The organism is Shigella sp. SIG3 (genome assembly GCF_053555855.1).
Genome location: NZ_JBQZXE010000016.1, coordinates 15,069 through 29,069, shown reverse-complemented (window position 1 = coordinate 29,069; position 14,001 = coordinate 15,069). Strand labels below are relative to the sequence as shown.

Sequence of the window (14,001 nt, the reverse complement as noted above, 5' to 3'; positions counted from 1 at the left end):
TATGGTAAATCGTGAAATAGTAATGGATTACATCCTTTCCTGTTTACAGGATTTGGTCGAAAACGGTGTGGAAATTAAGCCCGACAGCGATCTCGTCAACGATCTTGGCCTGGAGTCGATCAAAGTGATGGATCTCTTAATGATGCTGGAAGACAGATTCGATATTTCCATTCCTATTAATATTCTGCTGAATGTCAAACCCCCTGCGCAATTAATGGAAACTCTACTTCCATGGCTGGAGAATAAATAATGGGGCTATACGATAAATATGCGCGCCTTGCTGGCGAGCGTCTGCAATTTAGTGACAACGGGTTAACACCGTTTGGCACCTGTATTGATGAAGTGTATTCCGCCACCGAAGGCCGGATCGGCAATAAAAAAGTGATTCTGGCCGGGACCAATAATTATCTCGGTTTAACCTTTAATCATGATGCCATCAGCGAAGGTCAGGCCGCGTTAGCGGCCCAAGGCACCGGCACCACCGGTTCTCGTATGGCAAACGGCAGTTATGCGCCGCACCTGGCGTTAGAGAAAGAGATTGCCGAGTTTTTCAATCGCCCTACCGCTATCGTTTTTTCAACCGGTTATACCGCTAATTTAGGCGTCATCAGCGCACTTGCCGACCATAACGCCGTGGTGTTACTGGATGCCGACAGCCACGCCAGTATTTATGACGCCTGTTCTCTCGGTGGCGCGGAAATTATTCGTTTCCGCCATAACGATGCTAAAGATCTGGAACGGCGCATGGTTCGCCTCGGTGAACGGGCGAAAGAGGCGATTATCATCGTTGAGGGCATCTACAGCATGCTCGGTGACGTTGCGCCGCTGGCGGAAATTGTTGATATCAAACGTCGTCTCGGTGGTTATTTGATTGTCGATGAAGCGCATTCGTTTGTCGTGTTAGGCGCAACGGGGCGCGGACTGGCTGAAGCTGTCGGCGTTGAAGATGATGTGGATATTATCGTTGGTACTTTCAGTAAAAGTCTGGCCTCGATTGGCGGTTTTGCTGTCGGTTCGGAAGCGATGGAAGTGCTGCGCTACGGCAGCCGCCCGTATATTTTTACCGCCTCTCCTTCTCCGTCCTGCATTGCGACCGTGCGCTCGTCGTTAAGAACTATTGCCACACAACCAGAGCTGCGGCAAAAGCTGATGGATAACGCCAACCATCTGTATGACGGTCTGCAAAAACTGGGTTATGAGTTAAGTTCACATATTAGCCCGGTAGTGCCAGTAATAATCGGTTCGAAAGAGGAAGGTTTACGCATCTGGCGCGAGCTTATCTCGCCGGGCGTGTATGTGAATCTTATCCTGCCGCCTGCCGCGCCTGCAGGCATCACGCTGCTGCGCTGTAGCGTAAATGCTGCCCACAGTCGTGAGCAAATCGATGCCATCATTCAGGCATTTGCTACTCTGAAGCAGTAATGTGAGCCCGCCGTGGTGTTTGCGCCACGGCGGGTTTAATGTTGTCTGTCATACCAATACACCAGGCTCAACGCCACCAACACAAACGCTACCGGTAAACCGAGCGCGGTAACAGGTGCGCTTAACGCAAATAGCAATCCCAGATTAACCATGATTTGATAGCTGATCCAGGTGAGTAAGCCCACGATGACGCCTACAGCGAGACGGCTACCCATCCCAGGCGAACGCGGGGCACTAAAGGTAAACGGCACAGCCAGCAAAATCATCGCCAGGGTCAGGATGGGTTGCCCCAGTTTTTCCCACAGAGCAAGGCGGTATTCGCTGCTGGGTTGCCCGGTTTCCTGCAAATAATGGATGTAATGATTAAGCTGACGGACAGAAAAAGTATTCCCCGGCATTGATAACTCTTCAAGATTCATACTGGTGAAGGCCGATTGCCAGGCAAGATTATCTAATGTTTCCAGCGTTTCTTTGCCATTCAGCCATTTTTTATGATTCACACCATGCAGGACCCACGTTTTGTCGTCTTCAATGGTGGCACTGCGTGCATAAATGTAGGATTCAAGCGAGAGATCGTCGCGATAATGAAATATCTCCACGCCCACCGGCTGGCCCTGCTCGTTCAGCGATTTCACTGTCACAAATTCATTACCACGCCTGGCCCACAGCATATTGCCGGTAATGTCATCGTCCTCCCCCAACGCGGTGGCGGTCGATTTGATTTGCAACGCCTGTTGCTGCAATGGCGACGCCACCCACTCATCTATCGCGCCTAACGAAACAGTCCACAATATCCCGGCAACCAGCGCCACCAGTGCAATACGGAAGATAGAAAACCCCGTGCTGCGAATGGCGGTAAGCTCACTGTTTTTCGATAACTGCCCCAGTCCAACAATACCACCCAATAACGCGATAAACGGCGAAAGTTCGACCAGTGTGCGCGGTAAGGTCATTAGCACCACCAGCACCGCCTGAGTCCAGCGATAACCGCCCGGGCTGACACCATCCAGTTCGTTAATCAGGTTGAAGGTGGTAAAAAGCGGCAGCAATAGCCCTGCAGCGGCGGCAAAACCGAGAAAGAGATGACGGATTAAATAGCGACTGAAAACATTCATCGGGAAAATTTCTGCAGCAAAGAGAAGTCACGTGCGACCAGTATCAGCAGGCCCATTAGCATGAGTCCGGGCACTAACCACAAACCAGGAATGAGGGGAATCGCGCCGTTAGCCACCAGTGTACGGCAGACGTCGCCGCCATAAAAAATGGCAATAAACAGCAACGTCAGTGGCAATAACGTTGAAAATCGCCCTTGCCACGGTTTTACCCGACTTAATGAAATGGCCAGCAGCGCCATCAACAATGCGGTCAGGCCACGGCTTTGTCGCCATTGCAGTTCGGCATGATCGGCAGGAAAGGCGGAGCGCGCCAGCTCCGTGACCGATTTCGCTTTGCGTTTGACGTTCGGGCTTTGATCCAGCGGATTCAGATGTAATTGCAGATTACGGTAGATCTGTTCGTTGTCGTCACGCCCCTGATGATCGAGAAGATAGGCAGTGCCGTTGTGCAACATAACGGTCGGTTTCTCGGGTGATGGGTCAACCACATCAACCGAACGGGCGCGGAAAATACGGGTTCGATTGGCAGTAGAAGTATAAATCAGCGCGTCAGTCAGGCGATTATTATCCTGATCAACCGTCTGCGAAAGGATCATTCGTCCGTTATCGTTAGTGTTAAATTTCTTTGCCCGCAACTGGCGAACATCCAGCTCCGACTGCGACTGCTGCTCCAGTTGATAAATCTGCGCATAAGCCCACGGACGACCATACATCGACAGAAGGGTGACAAAAATACTTAGCGGTATCGCCAGATAAAGAACGGCTTTGTACAAGCGTCCCGGACTGCCCCCCGCCGCAGAGATAGCGGTAATTTCCGAGTCGGTATACATCTGCCCTAGCGTCACGCCAACTGACACATACAGACCAACAGGTAACAACATCTCCAGTGCAATCAGTACTTTGTAGAAAACGATATCCAGCACAACATCAAGAGCTAATGTCCCATTTGCCGCTTCGGTCAGATAACGCTGTGCGGAGTAGCTGGCGAAAATAAAGATCAGAAAACCGACGATAATCAGCACCAGACGGCGCGTACCACGCATGATGTAGTGTTCAACCAGCTTCATCTCACTAACGCCCTCAATCCTTTGAGTTTTTTATTCATTGCTCAGTTTCTGCGCCAACGCAATGACATGATCTACCTCTTCCGGCGTCAGGCTGCCGTCCTTTGCCCACTGAATTTGCCCGGCTTTATTCAGCACCAGAATGGTTGAACTCTGCTCCGGCAATCGCCAGGCAACGCGTCCCTGTCCATTGCCGTCAATAACGAATTGCGCCCACGGATAGCGGCGTTTATTTTTTTCGATTTTGCCAACAACAAAATAGCCAGTACCAAAGATGGCATCATCGGTGTTCACAATGGTGGTGGGCTGAAAACGATCCTGCGGAAAGTTTGCCGCTTCAACAGCTTTAATTAACAGTGAGTTCTTTTTCTTCGCCGACTTACGCCCGGCGATATACTGAATAATGCGGACTTTTCCCGCTAATTGTGTGCTGTTCCACTTTTGGTAGTGAATTTCGTCGTCGCTATTCAGAAGCAGCTCGCCGCCTTCCTGGATATAAACAGGGGTAACCGTTTTGCCAGTGACGAAATTGTGTGCCTGCACACCCGGGGCTAAGAGCATGATAATCAACGCAATAATCAAACGAGATGACATCATTGCTCCGGCTATAGCGGAAAACGCGAAATCAGCAGCTCTAAGCGCTGACAAATATCGCTATCCAGCGCCAACGGTGCATAATACGACTGGCGGTTTTCCATATCATCCGCCACCATGTCGTCGTGTTTATCTCCCATCAGGCCATTAATGGCGGCGAGGAAACGGGAAATCTGTAACGCCTCTTTATTTTCAGGATCAAGCGATCTTAAGGTGTCGTAATAAGAAACCTGCTGGCTGATGATTTTTCGCACATCATGAAATTCCCTGCCGGTTAGTCGCGGTTTGGCAATAATCTCTTTCAGGGTATGCATTTGCTTTTGCCGATAGGCAATAAAACTGCTTACGCTTTCTAACTGGCTATGGCGTAATGAATAGTTCACCAACGACCAGACCGGAGAGCTTAAATAAATCCGTAACAGGTTGCCGTAATACGACACAATATTTTTCTTACCGTTACGAAAGCCGTCCTGAAAACGCCCCAGAAAAACGGTCGTTTTGCCGAATAAAAATCCGGCCTGATGCTTCTTTAAATACAGCCGTTGCGCAAAACGCAGGTGCTTGTAGCGCGCTCGCATGTATTTAAATTGTTTGCGCTCATCAGCAGTCAGCTCATCGCCTTTGGCTTGTTTGCGAACTAAACGCAGTAATTCCTGACGATCAACGCCATTGAGCCAGAATTGCAGGCATAACGCGTAATTATCATGAATGATTTCGGTGGTACAACTTAGTGCAATAGTCGGCGGCAAACTAACCTGTGCATCAACGACATCATCTTCTTCAATCGCAACAAATAGACGCTCGCTCGCCTCAAGCGGGAAATATTTTCTCATCATCAGGATTTCTCTCCGGCTGCGTTATAAAGCAAGGAATGGCGCTGAAAAAATGCCTTTAAGGTTGGAATTAACGAGAGCGCCACGTCCAGACATTGCCCACCGAAGTAAGCAAACGCTGCTCCCAGCACACCAAACAGATGACAGAACATGAACAGCAATACGATGTAGCCGATTGAGGCGATGGTTTGCGCCACGAGAAAAGCGCGCTGTTTTCCCGCCATCAATAGCAATGACTCCTGCGGGAAGCCCAGCATCGAAATCACAATTGCGCCCAGCATCACCTGAATCAGGTCATACGCTTCGAGATACTTAACGCCAAACACCAGCGAAATGAGCGGCTTGCCGACGATCAACACCGCGAGCGCCACCAGAATACCGATTCCGCCCGCCAGTAAACCGGACTTCACACCTAACAACCACGGTCTGGTGGTGCGCGGATCTAAACGCATCACCTCTGGGTAAAAACTTTTACCCAGCAAACCCGCTGGCGTTCCGGCGGCGTCGAAGAATGTCATGGCGATTTTAAATAACCCAGCGGCAGCGGGTCCTAACACGATCCCCACCAACACTGTGCTGCACGAGTTACGCGCCGACCAGATGGAGTGGGCAATGTTGGTTGACCAGACAAAACTCCACGCGCCTTTAATGTGTCGGGCAGACTCAAACAGATTCAATTTGAAGGCGTTATGGATATTTCTACGGCGTAATTCGCGCGCGGCAAACCACCAGTACATGGTGCCGCCAACCAGATTCGACACGTACCAGGCAATAACAAAACCCGCAAAACCAAAGTCAAAATACCAGGCTGCGACGCTCCCCGCTGCGCGCAGAAAAGGTTTCGTCGCCTGCTGTACAGCAATCAAATCAAAGCGATCTACCGCACGCAGAATGCCGGTCGGCGTGGAGGAAGCCATTGAAGGAATGAGCGTGCAATACAGCGCCGCCAGCCAAAAGCTTTGGTCATCCAGACCTAATGAATGGGAAAGGAATGGCAGTAAGGCAATGCCGCCGACAATCGCCACCGCGCCGCTGACGATATCCAGCGAGAAGGAAAATGAGACGACATTGCGAAATTGCTGCGGATTATTGTTGGTCAAGGCTGGCGTTCCGTACTGAACCACCAGCTGCCATGTCTGAAACTTAATAAAATCGCTGATCGACTTGGCGTACGATTGCACAATCACCAGTACACCAAACATGGCGGGCGTCATCCCTTTACCGGCACACGAGAGCGCCAACAGCCCCAGCAAGGCGCTCTCGACATTACTGGAGCCTAACCAGGCGCTATTGCGAATAATGGTGCGAAACGCGCCATCTGCAAACCAATGTTTGATGTTAAAACCAGCCAATTCAGCCTGACCTTATCGTTGATAGTAAAAAATATCCCGCCAGCCTTAAGTTAAACTTCGGCGGTCAGAAACGATGGCAACCAGAGAAACCGCCTTCTGTACCTGTTCCAGCACTTCGCTGTAGGGCGCTCTGGAATCAATCTCAAGAATTTTTGTGCCGTTATAGCCAATCGTCGACATGACGCCGATTTTGTCCTGCAGCTCGGCATACTCATGGTCAGGCTTGCGGGAGATGGCAGTATCAATATCAATCCCCAAACGAATGATTAATTCAGGACGGTATTGCGCCATTTTTTGGTATAAACTCCGTTCGCGCTGCGCCAGAAACATGCTGATTTTCCCGGTCGCACGTTCGACGCCGATCCCCGGTCCGTCATAATAAAAGCCCGAAATTTCAGCCTGCGGGAAGCGATCGCTGACCACCAGAACGCCACTTTGCGCCAGTCGCTGAACCTTGCGTAGATTCGCCATTCTTCGCAGCGAGAAGCAGTACATAATCACCGCCGCCCATAGCGCCGGAGATTTGGTTTTCATGCTTTGGGTTTTCGAGGATTTGGCCGCCAGTCGCCGTTCCAGCCAGACGCCAACCAACGGCAATCGTTTGATTTTGTCTCCGTCTTCGCCGGAGAGCAGCCCCAGATAGCGGCGCTCGGTTTGCCAGTGTTGTTGCAGCGATTTCACCAGGTCGGTGGTCAGCGTGGATTTACCGGTGCCATCACACCCGACCACCGCAATCAGCCCCGGAATGTAGTTGGGCTGCGGCGCGGTTGTACTATTAACAGTTTGTGTTTGTAGTGCATCCATTCGTTAAATCATCCCCTATCCATTTTGGTGATCAGGAAAGCGCGGCGTGAATTGCGCGTAGTGACGCTTGCATAATTTCATCGGCTGGTTGCCGACCATCCAGTTCAAGGATCTTGGCGCCATTGAATGTCAGTTGCGGCGTAACGGCGATTTTTTCCTGTAACGCTGCCAGTTGGTGGTCAGGTTTACGCGCAAACGCGGTTTGTTCATCAATGCCAAGACGAATCAACAATACGGGTAAATAAGACGCCATCCATTGGTACAGCTTCAACTCGCGCTGCCTTAACATTTTTATCCAACCGTTACCGCCCGTGGTTTTTGCCAATTGCGGGCCATCAAAGCGAAAACCCGGCACTTCAACCTGCGGGTAGCGGTCGGTGATGAGCAGATAGCCTTGCTGGCTTTTACACAACATTTTGCGAAACTTGTACGCCCGCCAGCAGGAAAGCAGATAGATAACCAGCGCAGTAATATTGCCAGGCGGTGTTGAGGGCTTTTCGTGTACATGTGCCGCTTTACTTCGCAGATAACACCCACAAGGTGCGCCAATAACAGGGAGCTGTGAAATCCATTCGCCAATTCGCCCGGACGATTGCCCGAGATAAATGTGTTCTGTTGGCATTCTTGCTGCCAGTTCATTTACCAGGCTTGCCGTGAGGGTCGATTTACCTGAACCATCACATCCTACAATGGCAATAACACGCACTGGCGTGGAATTAATTATTGACATATTACGTTGATTCACGAAAAACCCGGCAGTAAATAATGTATTGAATATTACGTGGTCCGTGCTCAGAATATCCGTTCAACCTTATTGTGACAATGGTTAATTGTGACATTGACCTGAATTACGCTTTCATAAAAACATATTAACCAAATAAATATTTTTAATGGATATTTAAATTAAAGGATATATTCATGCAGTCAATAACACCTCCATTAATTGCCGTTATTGGTAGCGATGGTTCAGGCAAGTCAACGGTGTGTGAACATCTTATTACCGTTGTCGAAAAATATGGTGCTGCCGAAAGAGTTCATTTAGGAAAACAGGCCGGAAATGTCGGTCGTGCAGTGACAAAATTACCTTTGATGGGAAAATCCTTACATAAAACAATTGAACGAAATCAGGTGAAAACAGCAAAAAAATTGCCTGGACCAGTTCCGGCGCTGGTAATTACAGCGTTTGTCGCCCGTCGCTTACTGCGCTTTCGTCATATGCTTGCCTGTCGTCGTCGCGGGTTAATTGTTCTAACCGACCGTTATCCTCAGGACCAAATTCCTGGCGCTTACGATGGTACGGTGTTCCCACCTAACGTTGAAGGTGGTCGTTTTGTCTCATGGCTGGCAAGCCAGGAACGTAAAGCGTTTCACTGGATGGCGAGCCATAAGCCTGATCTGGTCATCAAACTCAATGTTGACCTTGAAGTTGCCTGTGCACGTAAACCCGACCATAAACGGGAATCGCTGGCGAGGAAGATTGCCATAACGCCACAGTTAACCTTTGGTGGTGCACAACTGGTTGATATCGATGCCAATCAGCCTCTGGAACAGGTGTTGGTTGATGCAGAAAAAGCGATTACGGATTTTATGACCGCGCGTGGTTATCACTAGTCAAAAATGGAAATGCCCGATCGCCAGGACCGGGCATTTTCAGGAAGGTTAAATCAACTGCAATGCTATCCAGTACAGCCCACCAGAAAGAAAAATTGCCGCCGGTAAAGTAAACACCCACGCCATCAGGATGCTGGTTACCGTTTTACGCTGTAACCCACCGCCGTCCACCACCATCGTCCCTGCTACCGCAGACGAGAGGACGTGTGTTGTGGAGACAGGCATCCCAATATAACTGGCAAGGCCGATAGACACTGCCGCCGTCATTTGTGCCGCCATGCCTTGCGCATACGTCATGCCGCGCTTACCAATCTTCTCACCGATGGTCATCGCTACACGACGCCAGCCAATCATGGTGCCAATGCCGAGCGCCAGTGCTACCGCCATGATGATCCACACCGGAGCGTACTCAATGGTGCTTAACATATCGCTGCGCAGTTTCTTCAGCAGGTTCTGGTCTTCTTTACTGACGCCTGGCAGTTTCGCCAGCTTCGCGGAGGTATCAGAGATGCACAGCATAATGCGGCGCAGCTGGCTGCGCTGACTCACGCTTAACGGCTCGTAACTTTCCATATTGCCTGGCAGCATCGTTTTAACGCGCGCAATCGCATCAAAGGTATTTGCCGGATGACAGTGAAACTCTGTTACTTGCGTGCCATCAGTCGATGCTGCAGGCAATGGAGGTTCCATGGCAATCAACTTCTGCGGCAGTTCAGGATGCTGTTGCAGGTAGTGTTCGAAGTTGGTAACGGCATCGCGGGTACGGGTAATTTCATAGCCGGACGCATTCATATTGACGACGAAGCCAGCAGGGGCAATCCCCACCAGTACCAGCATTACCAGGCCGATCCCTTTCTGCCCGTCGTTCGCGCCGTGCGAAAACGCCACGCCTGCAGCGGAAACAATCAGCGCAATACGCGTCCAGAATGGCGGTTTACGTTTGCCCTTTTTCTTTTTGCGATCTTCCGGAATGCGGTGAATACGGTCACGCTTTTTCGTCCCACTCCAGAAACGGCGCAGCAGGAAAATCAGACCACCCGCAATGACCAGGCCGACGATAGGGGAAACAATCAGCGAGGAGAAAATTTTGGTTACTTCACGCAGGTTTAACGCATCCATCACCGATGAGCCGGTTAACAGCGCGTTGGTTAAACCGATGCCGATAATCGCACCAATCAAGGTGTGCGAACTGGAGGCCGGTAAACCAAAGAACCACGTTCCCAGGTTCCAGATAATCGCCGCCAGCAGCATGGAAAAGACCATCGCCAGACCGTGAGTTGACCCCATATTCAGCAACAAATCGGTTGGTAACATATGGACAATGGCATAGGCAACGCTAAGTCCGCCCAATAACACGCCAAAAAAGTTAAAAAATGCCGCCATCACCACAGCAAGTTGTGGCTGCATGGCACGAGTATAAATAACGGTTGCCACCGCATTCGCCGTGTCATGAAAACCATTGATTGCTTCGTAGAACAACACAAATGCCAGAGCAAGTAATAACAAAAGCCCCGTATATATATCAAGGCCAACAAATAAATTTAGCATATATTAGATTACGCCATTTTGAATTTACGAACGGACGCATTATCAGTGACTTTAACGGCATGGGCAAAGTGAAATATCATTTTTTAACGATAAAAAGAGTGTTATTTCTTGTGTATTAGACAATAAGCATTCATTCAAAACCTTTAGAAATAATCAAAACACAGGTATTCCACTGGTTAATATATTCACATATGAAATGAATAAATATTTGAATATATAAATATTGAATATTTTGATTAATCCCCGTACTAATTATTCTTCATAATCAGTACGGGGTTGCTACAACATGTATTACTTTTTCACCACAATTAACGGTTCAATATCACTCTCTTTTTTGATGACCAGTGATTCATCACCGCGCAAACACGTCCCACCGTAGTTGCCGCCAACGGTGAAGGTACATACCTGAATGTATTTACCGTCCACTTTCGGCAAACACCACAGTTGCTGATAGATGTTTTTCTGCTCGGCAAATTTACCGCTGGTTTTGTCCAGCACCTCTTCATGATGGCCGACCAGGTCGATATTGCTACCACAGCGACCGGCGATCGGTTTCACTGCGTAACCTGTTTTCACCAATTCATCATTAACAGTGAAATCGGTATCCAGCAGGTAACGATGGTGCGGGAACAGCGACCAGAGGATCGGCAGAATCGCTTTGTTGCCGGGGATCACCGTCCACAGCGGCTCAAAGACCAGCACTTCCGGGCGCAGCAATACGTCGATAAGACGCACTTCGTTTTGCGGATGACCGGTACGGATTGGCACCGCAGCAAACTCACGGTCGCTAACTTCACGAATCTGATCAAACGCGGTTTCCCACGCCCAGGTTTTCCACACGCAGTTAACCAGTCGCCCTTCCCCATCAATCAGTTGCCCGGCAGCATCCCAGCCCAGTTCATCCAGCCCGCGCAAGATACGCGTTTCAAAGCCCGCCTGGTGCAGCGCCTGCTCCATAAACTGCGCGTGATAGTTTTCCTCGATATCTTTGTCCTGCATGATATGGACAAACGGACGTGCACGACTGTGTTTCCAGGCACCAGCCAGTTCGTTAATCAGCCCTTCCGCCGGATTGAAGCCGTTGCCTTTATAGCCCTGCTCCGCCCAACGTTCGAGGATCAAGCCCGCTTCGGTATGACAGGAGGCGGAGTCGGCGTTGTATTCGTAAACCTTCAGGCCACGCTCATCCATGCAGAAATCCATACGACCAGTGATCATATGGTGACGGCGACGCTGCCAGGAGAGACGCAAACGTGGCCAGAGGATTTTCGGAATGTCGAACAGCGCCAGCAGGTTGTCATCTTTCAGCACCTTGTCGGTTGCGTGAAGATACATCAGATGCAGCTCGTTGGTGGCTTTAATTAGCTCCTGCTCGGCACTCTCGGTAATGGTGTAGTAATGATACGGATCCTGATTGATCACCTGACCGTTGGCCTGCACATAGGCGTTTTGTAGCGGATCTTTTTCATCCAGCCATTTACCGTCAAACTGGCCTTTGTTTTCCAGACGCGCTCCACTGATTTTCAGCAGCTCGCCTGCAATTTCCGGCTGCGGTAAGCTGTATTCAGTATCTTCCGTCTGGATCATCCAGCCCAGAATGGTGGTGTCATCAAAAGTGTCTTTAAGGGTATAGCAGCCGTTTTCGACCACCATCTCCAGCTCGCGCGTCCACTGTTGCCCTTGCGGCAACGGGGAATGAATCACGTTCTGTTCCGCAATACGGACTTTGTTGCCATGCAATTGGGTAATGATGGCGACATGGCCAGTGTCTTTAAATTCACCGCCTTTATCCCAGATAAGAAGCGCACCCGCGACCGGCGCACGCGGCGAGCCGTTAGGAAATGCCTGCAATGGCAGGATGTTGTCATTAACCACTTCTCGCAGGAAGCGCAGCGAGAAAATCTCCCACGCCATACCCACGTCAGTAAAGACCACACCGTAATTCAGAAAGAGAAAACGGCGAGCAAATTCAACGCATTGCCACTTGTGGCCCATATATTCGTCGTCGATATAGCTACGGAATACGGCGTCATCTTCGTATTCCTGCGGATCGAGAGAACTGTAATCTGAAGAGTAGATTGCTACCCCGCCTGGGGCGTAGCCCAATAATGTCCCGAACGGGGCATCCTGGCTGGTCGTTCCTTTGCTCATCACTTTACCTTTAACAATACAACCTAAGCAGTTGGCGTAATTGTTGTGCTCTGATTACCTGCTCAGCGACATTAACCGGACAGAGGTCAGACTAATCATACACCTCATCGCAGCGGCTGGCGCAAAGGGTTAAAAAATTCACATTCTGTACAGCAAGTGACCTGCTACACTGCTTCAACACTACCACTCAGAAGGCAACTCACTATGACAGACAATACTTATCAGCCCGCGAAAGTCTGGACGTGGGATAAATCCGCTGGCGGCGCGTTCGCCAATATCAATCGCCCGTTTTCTGGTCCGACGCATGAAAAAACGCTGCCCGTTGGCAAACATCCATTGCAACTTTATTCGCTGGGAACGCCGAACGGTCAGAAAGTAACGATTATGCTTGAGGAGCTACTGGCGCTGGGCGTTACTGGTGCAGAGTACGACGCCTGGCTGATTCGTATTGGCGATGGCGATCAATTCTCCAGCGGCTTTGTCGAAGTGAACCCAAACTCGAAGATCCCGGCGCTGCGCGATCATACGCATAATCCGCCGATCCGCGTGTTTGAATCTGGTTCGATCCTGCTTTATCTGGCGGAGAAATTTGGCTACTTCCTGCCGCAGGATCTGGCAAAACGGACTGAAACGTTGAACTGGCTGTTCTGGTTACAGGGTGCCGCGCCGTTCCTCGGCGGTGGTTTTGGTCACTTTTACCATTACGCGCCGGTGAAAATTGAGTACGCCATCAACCGCTTTACCATGGAAGCCAAGCGCCTGCTCGACGTGCTGGATAAGCAACTGGCGCAGCATAAGTTTGTTGCGGGCGATGAGTACACCATTGCGGATATGGCGATTTGGCCGTGGTTTGGCAACGTGGTGCTCGGCGGCGTGTATGATGCCGCAGAGTTTCTGGATGCGGGAAGTTATAAACATGTGCAACGCTGGGCGAAAGAAGTGGGCGAACGTCCGGCAGTGAAACGTGGGCGTATTGTTAACCGCACCAACGGGCCGCTGAACGAGCAGTTGCATGAGCGCCATGACGCCAGTGATTTTGAGACAAATACAGAAGATAAGCGTCAGGGGTAAGGGTTGGTGTTCGTCGCAGCAAGCCATCCAGGCCGGATAAGGCGTTCACGCCGCATCCGGCAATCGTGCACAATGCCTGATGCGACGATGCCGCGTCTTATCAGGCCTACAAAAGCTAATCATCACGCGCTGGTAATGTCGTAATCCATTTGGCGCAGTGCGTCTAATGTGGCTTTGGCTTCATCTTCGTCGATGATGCTCATGGCAAATCCGACGTGTACCAGCACCCACTGGCCCAGCAGATCGGCAGGGTTACCTTCGCAAATCAGGGCGATATTCACGTCGCGCTTGATACCACATACTTCAACCTGCGCAAGCTGGTGAATATCTTCACCGACAGCCAGCACCTGGCCTGGAACGCCAATACACATTGTTAACTCCGGTTATTTCGATTGCCGGACAAACACGAAAAAGAACCTTTAGCGGGTGTTCCCTC

General features: G+C 50.3%; 14 protein-coding genes. 4 read left to right on the top strand and 10 right to left on the bottom strand.

From position 1 onward, the window contains the following. Position 1 precedes the first annotated feature (1 nt). Both ACUU1I_RS05580 and spt read left to right on the top strand, forming a co-directional pair. Positions 2 to 250, top strand: coding sequence for an acyl carrier protein (locus ACUU1I_RS05580; protein ID WP_000248099.1), 249 nt, complete (start codon positions 2 to 4; stop codon positions 248 to 250). Continuing rightward, positions 250 to 1,422: a serine palmitoyltransferase gene (spt, locus tag ACUU1I_RS05575; protein WP_000524976.1), complete on the top strand. Its 1,173-nt coding sequence runs from the start codon at positions 250 to 252 to the stop codon at positions 1,420 to 1,422. The genes ACUU1I_RS05580 and spt overlap by 1 nt, the downstream gene beginning before the upstream one ends. Before the next feature lie 35 nt (positions 1,423 to 1,457). On the opposite strand, the gene lptG is transcribed toward spt, so the two are convergent. Genes lptG through ACUU1I_RS05540 form a run of 7 tightly spaced genes read right to left on the bottom strand, consistent with a single transcriptional unit; the run spans position 1,458 to position 7,929 of the window. Further along, on the bottom strand, positions 1,458 to 2,537 hold the full coding sequence (gene lptG, locus ACUU1I_RS05570; protein ID WP_001100482.1) for an LPS export ABC transporter permease LptG: 1,080 nt from the start codon (positions 2,535 to 2,537) through the stop codon (positions 1,458 to 1,460). Next, the gene (gene lptF / locus ACUU1I_RS05565; RefSeq protein ID WP_000779647.1) at positions 2,534 to 3,604 is read right to left on the bottom strand and encodes an LPS export ABC transporter permease LptF; all 1,071 of its coding nucleotides are present in this window, start codon (positions 3,602 to 3,604) and stop codon (positions 2,534 to 2,536) included. Before lptF ends, lptG begins: the two co-directional genes overlap by 4 nt. Before the next feature lie 30 nt (positions 3,605 to 3,634). Then, positions 3,635 to 4,195, bottom strand: a complete 561-nt coding sequence (locus ACUU1I_RS05560) for a YtfJ family protein (protein ID WP_005070884.1) — start codon at positions 4,193 to 4,195, stop codon at positions 3,635 to 3,637. A gap of 11 nt (positions 4,196 to 4,206) precedes the next feature. After that, the gene (locus ACUU1I_RS05555; RefSeq protein WP_000984979.1) at positions 4,207 to 5,031 is read right to left on the bottom strand and encodes a hypothetical protein; all 825 of its coding nucleotides are present in this window, start codon (positions 5,029 to 5,031) and stop codon (positions 4,207 to 4,209) included. Then, positions 5,031 to 6,380: a lipopolysaccharide biosynthesis protein gene (locus tag ACUU1I_RS05550; RefSeq protein ID WP_000896845.1), complete on the bottom strand. Its 1,350-nt coding sequence runs from the start codon at positions 6,378 to 6,380 to the stop codon at positions 5,031 to 5,033. The genes ACUU1I_RS05555 and ACUU1I_RS05550 overlap by 1 nt, the downstream gene beginning before the upstream one ends. A 45-nt stretch (positions 6,381 to 6,425) precedes the next feature. Continuing rightward, a complete protein-coding gene (locus ACUU1I_RS05545; protein WP_000339534.1) occupies positions 6,426 to 7,184 on the bottom strand; it encodes a hypothetical protein in 759 nt (252 codons plus the stop codon). A gap of 31 nt (positions 7,185 to 7,215) precedes the next feature. After that, entirely contained in the window at positions 7,216 to 7,929 is a 714-nt protein-coding gene (locus ACUU1I_RS05540; RefSeq protein WP_001076236.1) for a dTMP kinase, read from the bottom strand. Between the two features lie 173 nt (positions 7,930 to 8,102). Between ACUU1I_RS05540 and ACUU1I_RS05535 the strand changes: the two genes are divergently transcribed. Continuing rightward, positions 8,103 to 8,795 carry a dTMP kinase gene (locus ACUU1I_RS05535; RefSeq protein WP_001190781.1) on the top strand — a complete coding sequence of 231 codons (693 nt, stop codon included), beginning with the start codon at positions 8,103 to 8,105 and terminating at the stop codon, positions 8,793 to 8,795. A 48-nt stretch (positions 8,796 to 8,843) separates the two neighbouring features. Here ACUU1I_RS05535 and pitB read toward each other — a convergent pair whose 3' ends face one another. Together pitB and gss are read right to left on the bottom strand one after the other, a co-directional pair. Further along, positions 8,844 to 10,343: an inorganic phosphate transporter PitB gene (gene pitB, locus ACUU1I_RS05530; RefSeq protein WP_000933274.1), complete on the bottom strand. Its 1,500-nt coding sequence runs from the start codon at positions 10,341 to 10,343 to the stop codon at positions 8,844 to 8,846. Positions 10,344 to 10,634: 291 nt separating this feature from the next. After that, on the bottom strand, positions 10,635 to 12,494 hold the full coding sequence (gss, locus tag ACUU1I_RS05525) for a bifunctional glutathionylspermidine amidase/synthase (protein ID WP_005070888.1): 1,860 nt from the start codon (positions 12,492 to 12,494) through the stop codon (positions 10,635 to 10,637). Between the two features lie 204 nt (positions 12,495 to 12,698). Between gss and yghU the strand changes: the two genes are divergently transcribed. After that, a complete protein-coding gene (gene yghU, locus ACUU1I_RS05520) occupies positions 12,699 to 13,565 on the top strand; it encodes a glutathione-dependent disulfide-bond oxidoreductase (protein WP_005051894.1) in 867 nt (288 codons plus the stop codon). 122 nt (positions 13,566 to 13,687) lie between these two features. Here yghU and hybG read toward each other — a convergent pair whose 3' ends face one another. After that, a complete protein-coding gene (hybG, locus tag ACUU1I_RS05515; protein ID WP_000334896.1) occupies positions 13,688 to 13,936 on the bottom strand; it encodes a hydrogenase maturation factor HybG in 249 nt (82 codons plus the stop codon). Positions 13,937 to 14,001: the final 65 nt, after the last annotated feature.

Coding starts and splice junctions, on each gene's coding strand:
- spt (WP_000524976.1), top strand. CDS start 250: ATGGGGCTATACGATAAATATGCGCGCCTTGCTGGCGAGCGTCTGCAA.
- lptG (WP_001100482.1), bottom strand. CDS start 2,537: ATGAATGTTTTCAGTCGCTATTTAATCCGTCATCTCTTTCTCGGTTTT.
- ACUU1I_RS05580 (WP_000248099.1), top strand. CDS start 2: ATGGTAAATCGTGAAATAGTAATGGATTACATCCTTTCCTGTTTACAG.
- gss (WP_005070888.1), bottom strand. CDS start 12,494: ATGAGCAAAGGAACGACCAGCCAGGATGCCCCGTTCGGGACATTATTG.
- hybG (WP_000334896.1), bottom strand. CDS start 13,936: ATGTGTATTGGCGTTCCAGGCCAGGTGCTGGCTGTCGGTGAAGATATT.
- ACUU1I_RS05535 (WP_001190781.1), top strand. CDS start 8,103: ATGCAGTCAATAACACCTCCATTAATTGCCGTTATTGGTAGCGATGGT.
- pitB (WP_000933274.1), bottom strand. CDS start 10,343: ATGCTAAATTTATTTGTTGGCCTTGATATATATACGGGGCTTTTGTTA.
- ACUU1I_RS05545 (WP_000339534.1), bottom strand. CDS start 7,184: ATGGATGCACTACAAACACAAACTGTTAATAGTACAACCGCGCCGCAG.
- yghU (WP_005051894.1), top strand. CDS start 12,699: ATGACAGACAATACTTATCAGCCCGCGAAAGTCTGGACGTGGGATAAA.
- lptF (WP_000779647.1), bottom strand. CDS start 3,604: ATGAAGCTGGTTGAACACTACATCATGCGTGGTACGCGCCGTCTGGTG.
- ACUU1I_RS05560 (WP_005070884.1), bottom strand. CDS start 4,195: ATGTCATCTCGTTTGATTATTGCGTTGATTATCATGCTCTTAGCCCCG.
- ACUU1I_RS05555 (WP_000984979.1), bottom strand. CDS start 5,031: ATGATGAGAAAATATTTCCCGCTTGAGGCGAGCGAGCGTCTATTTGTT.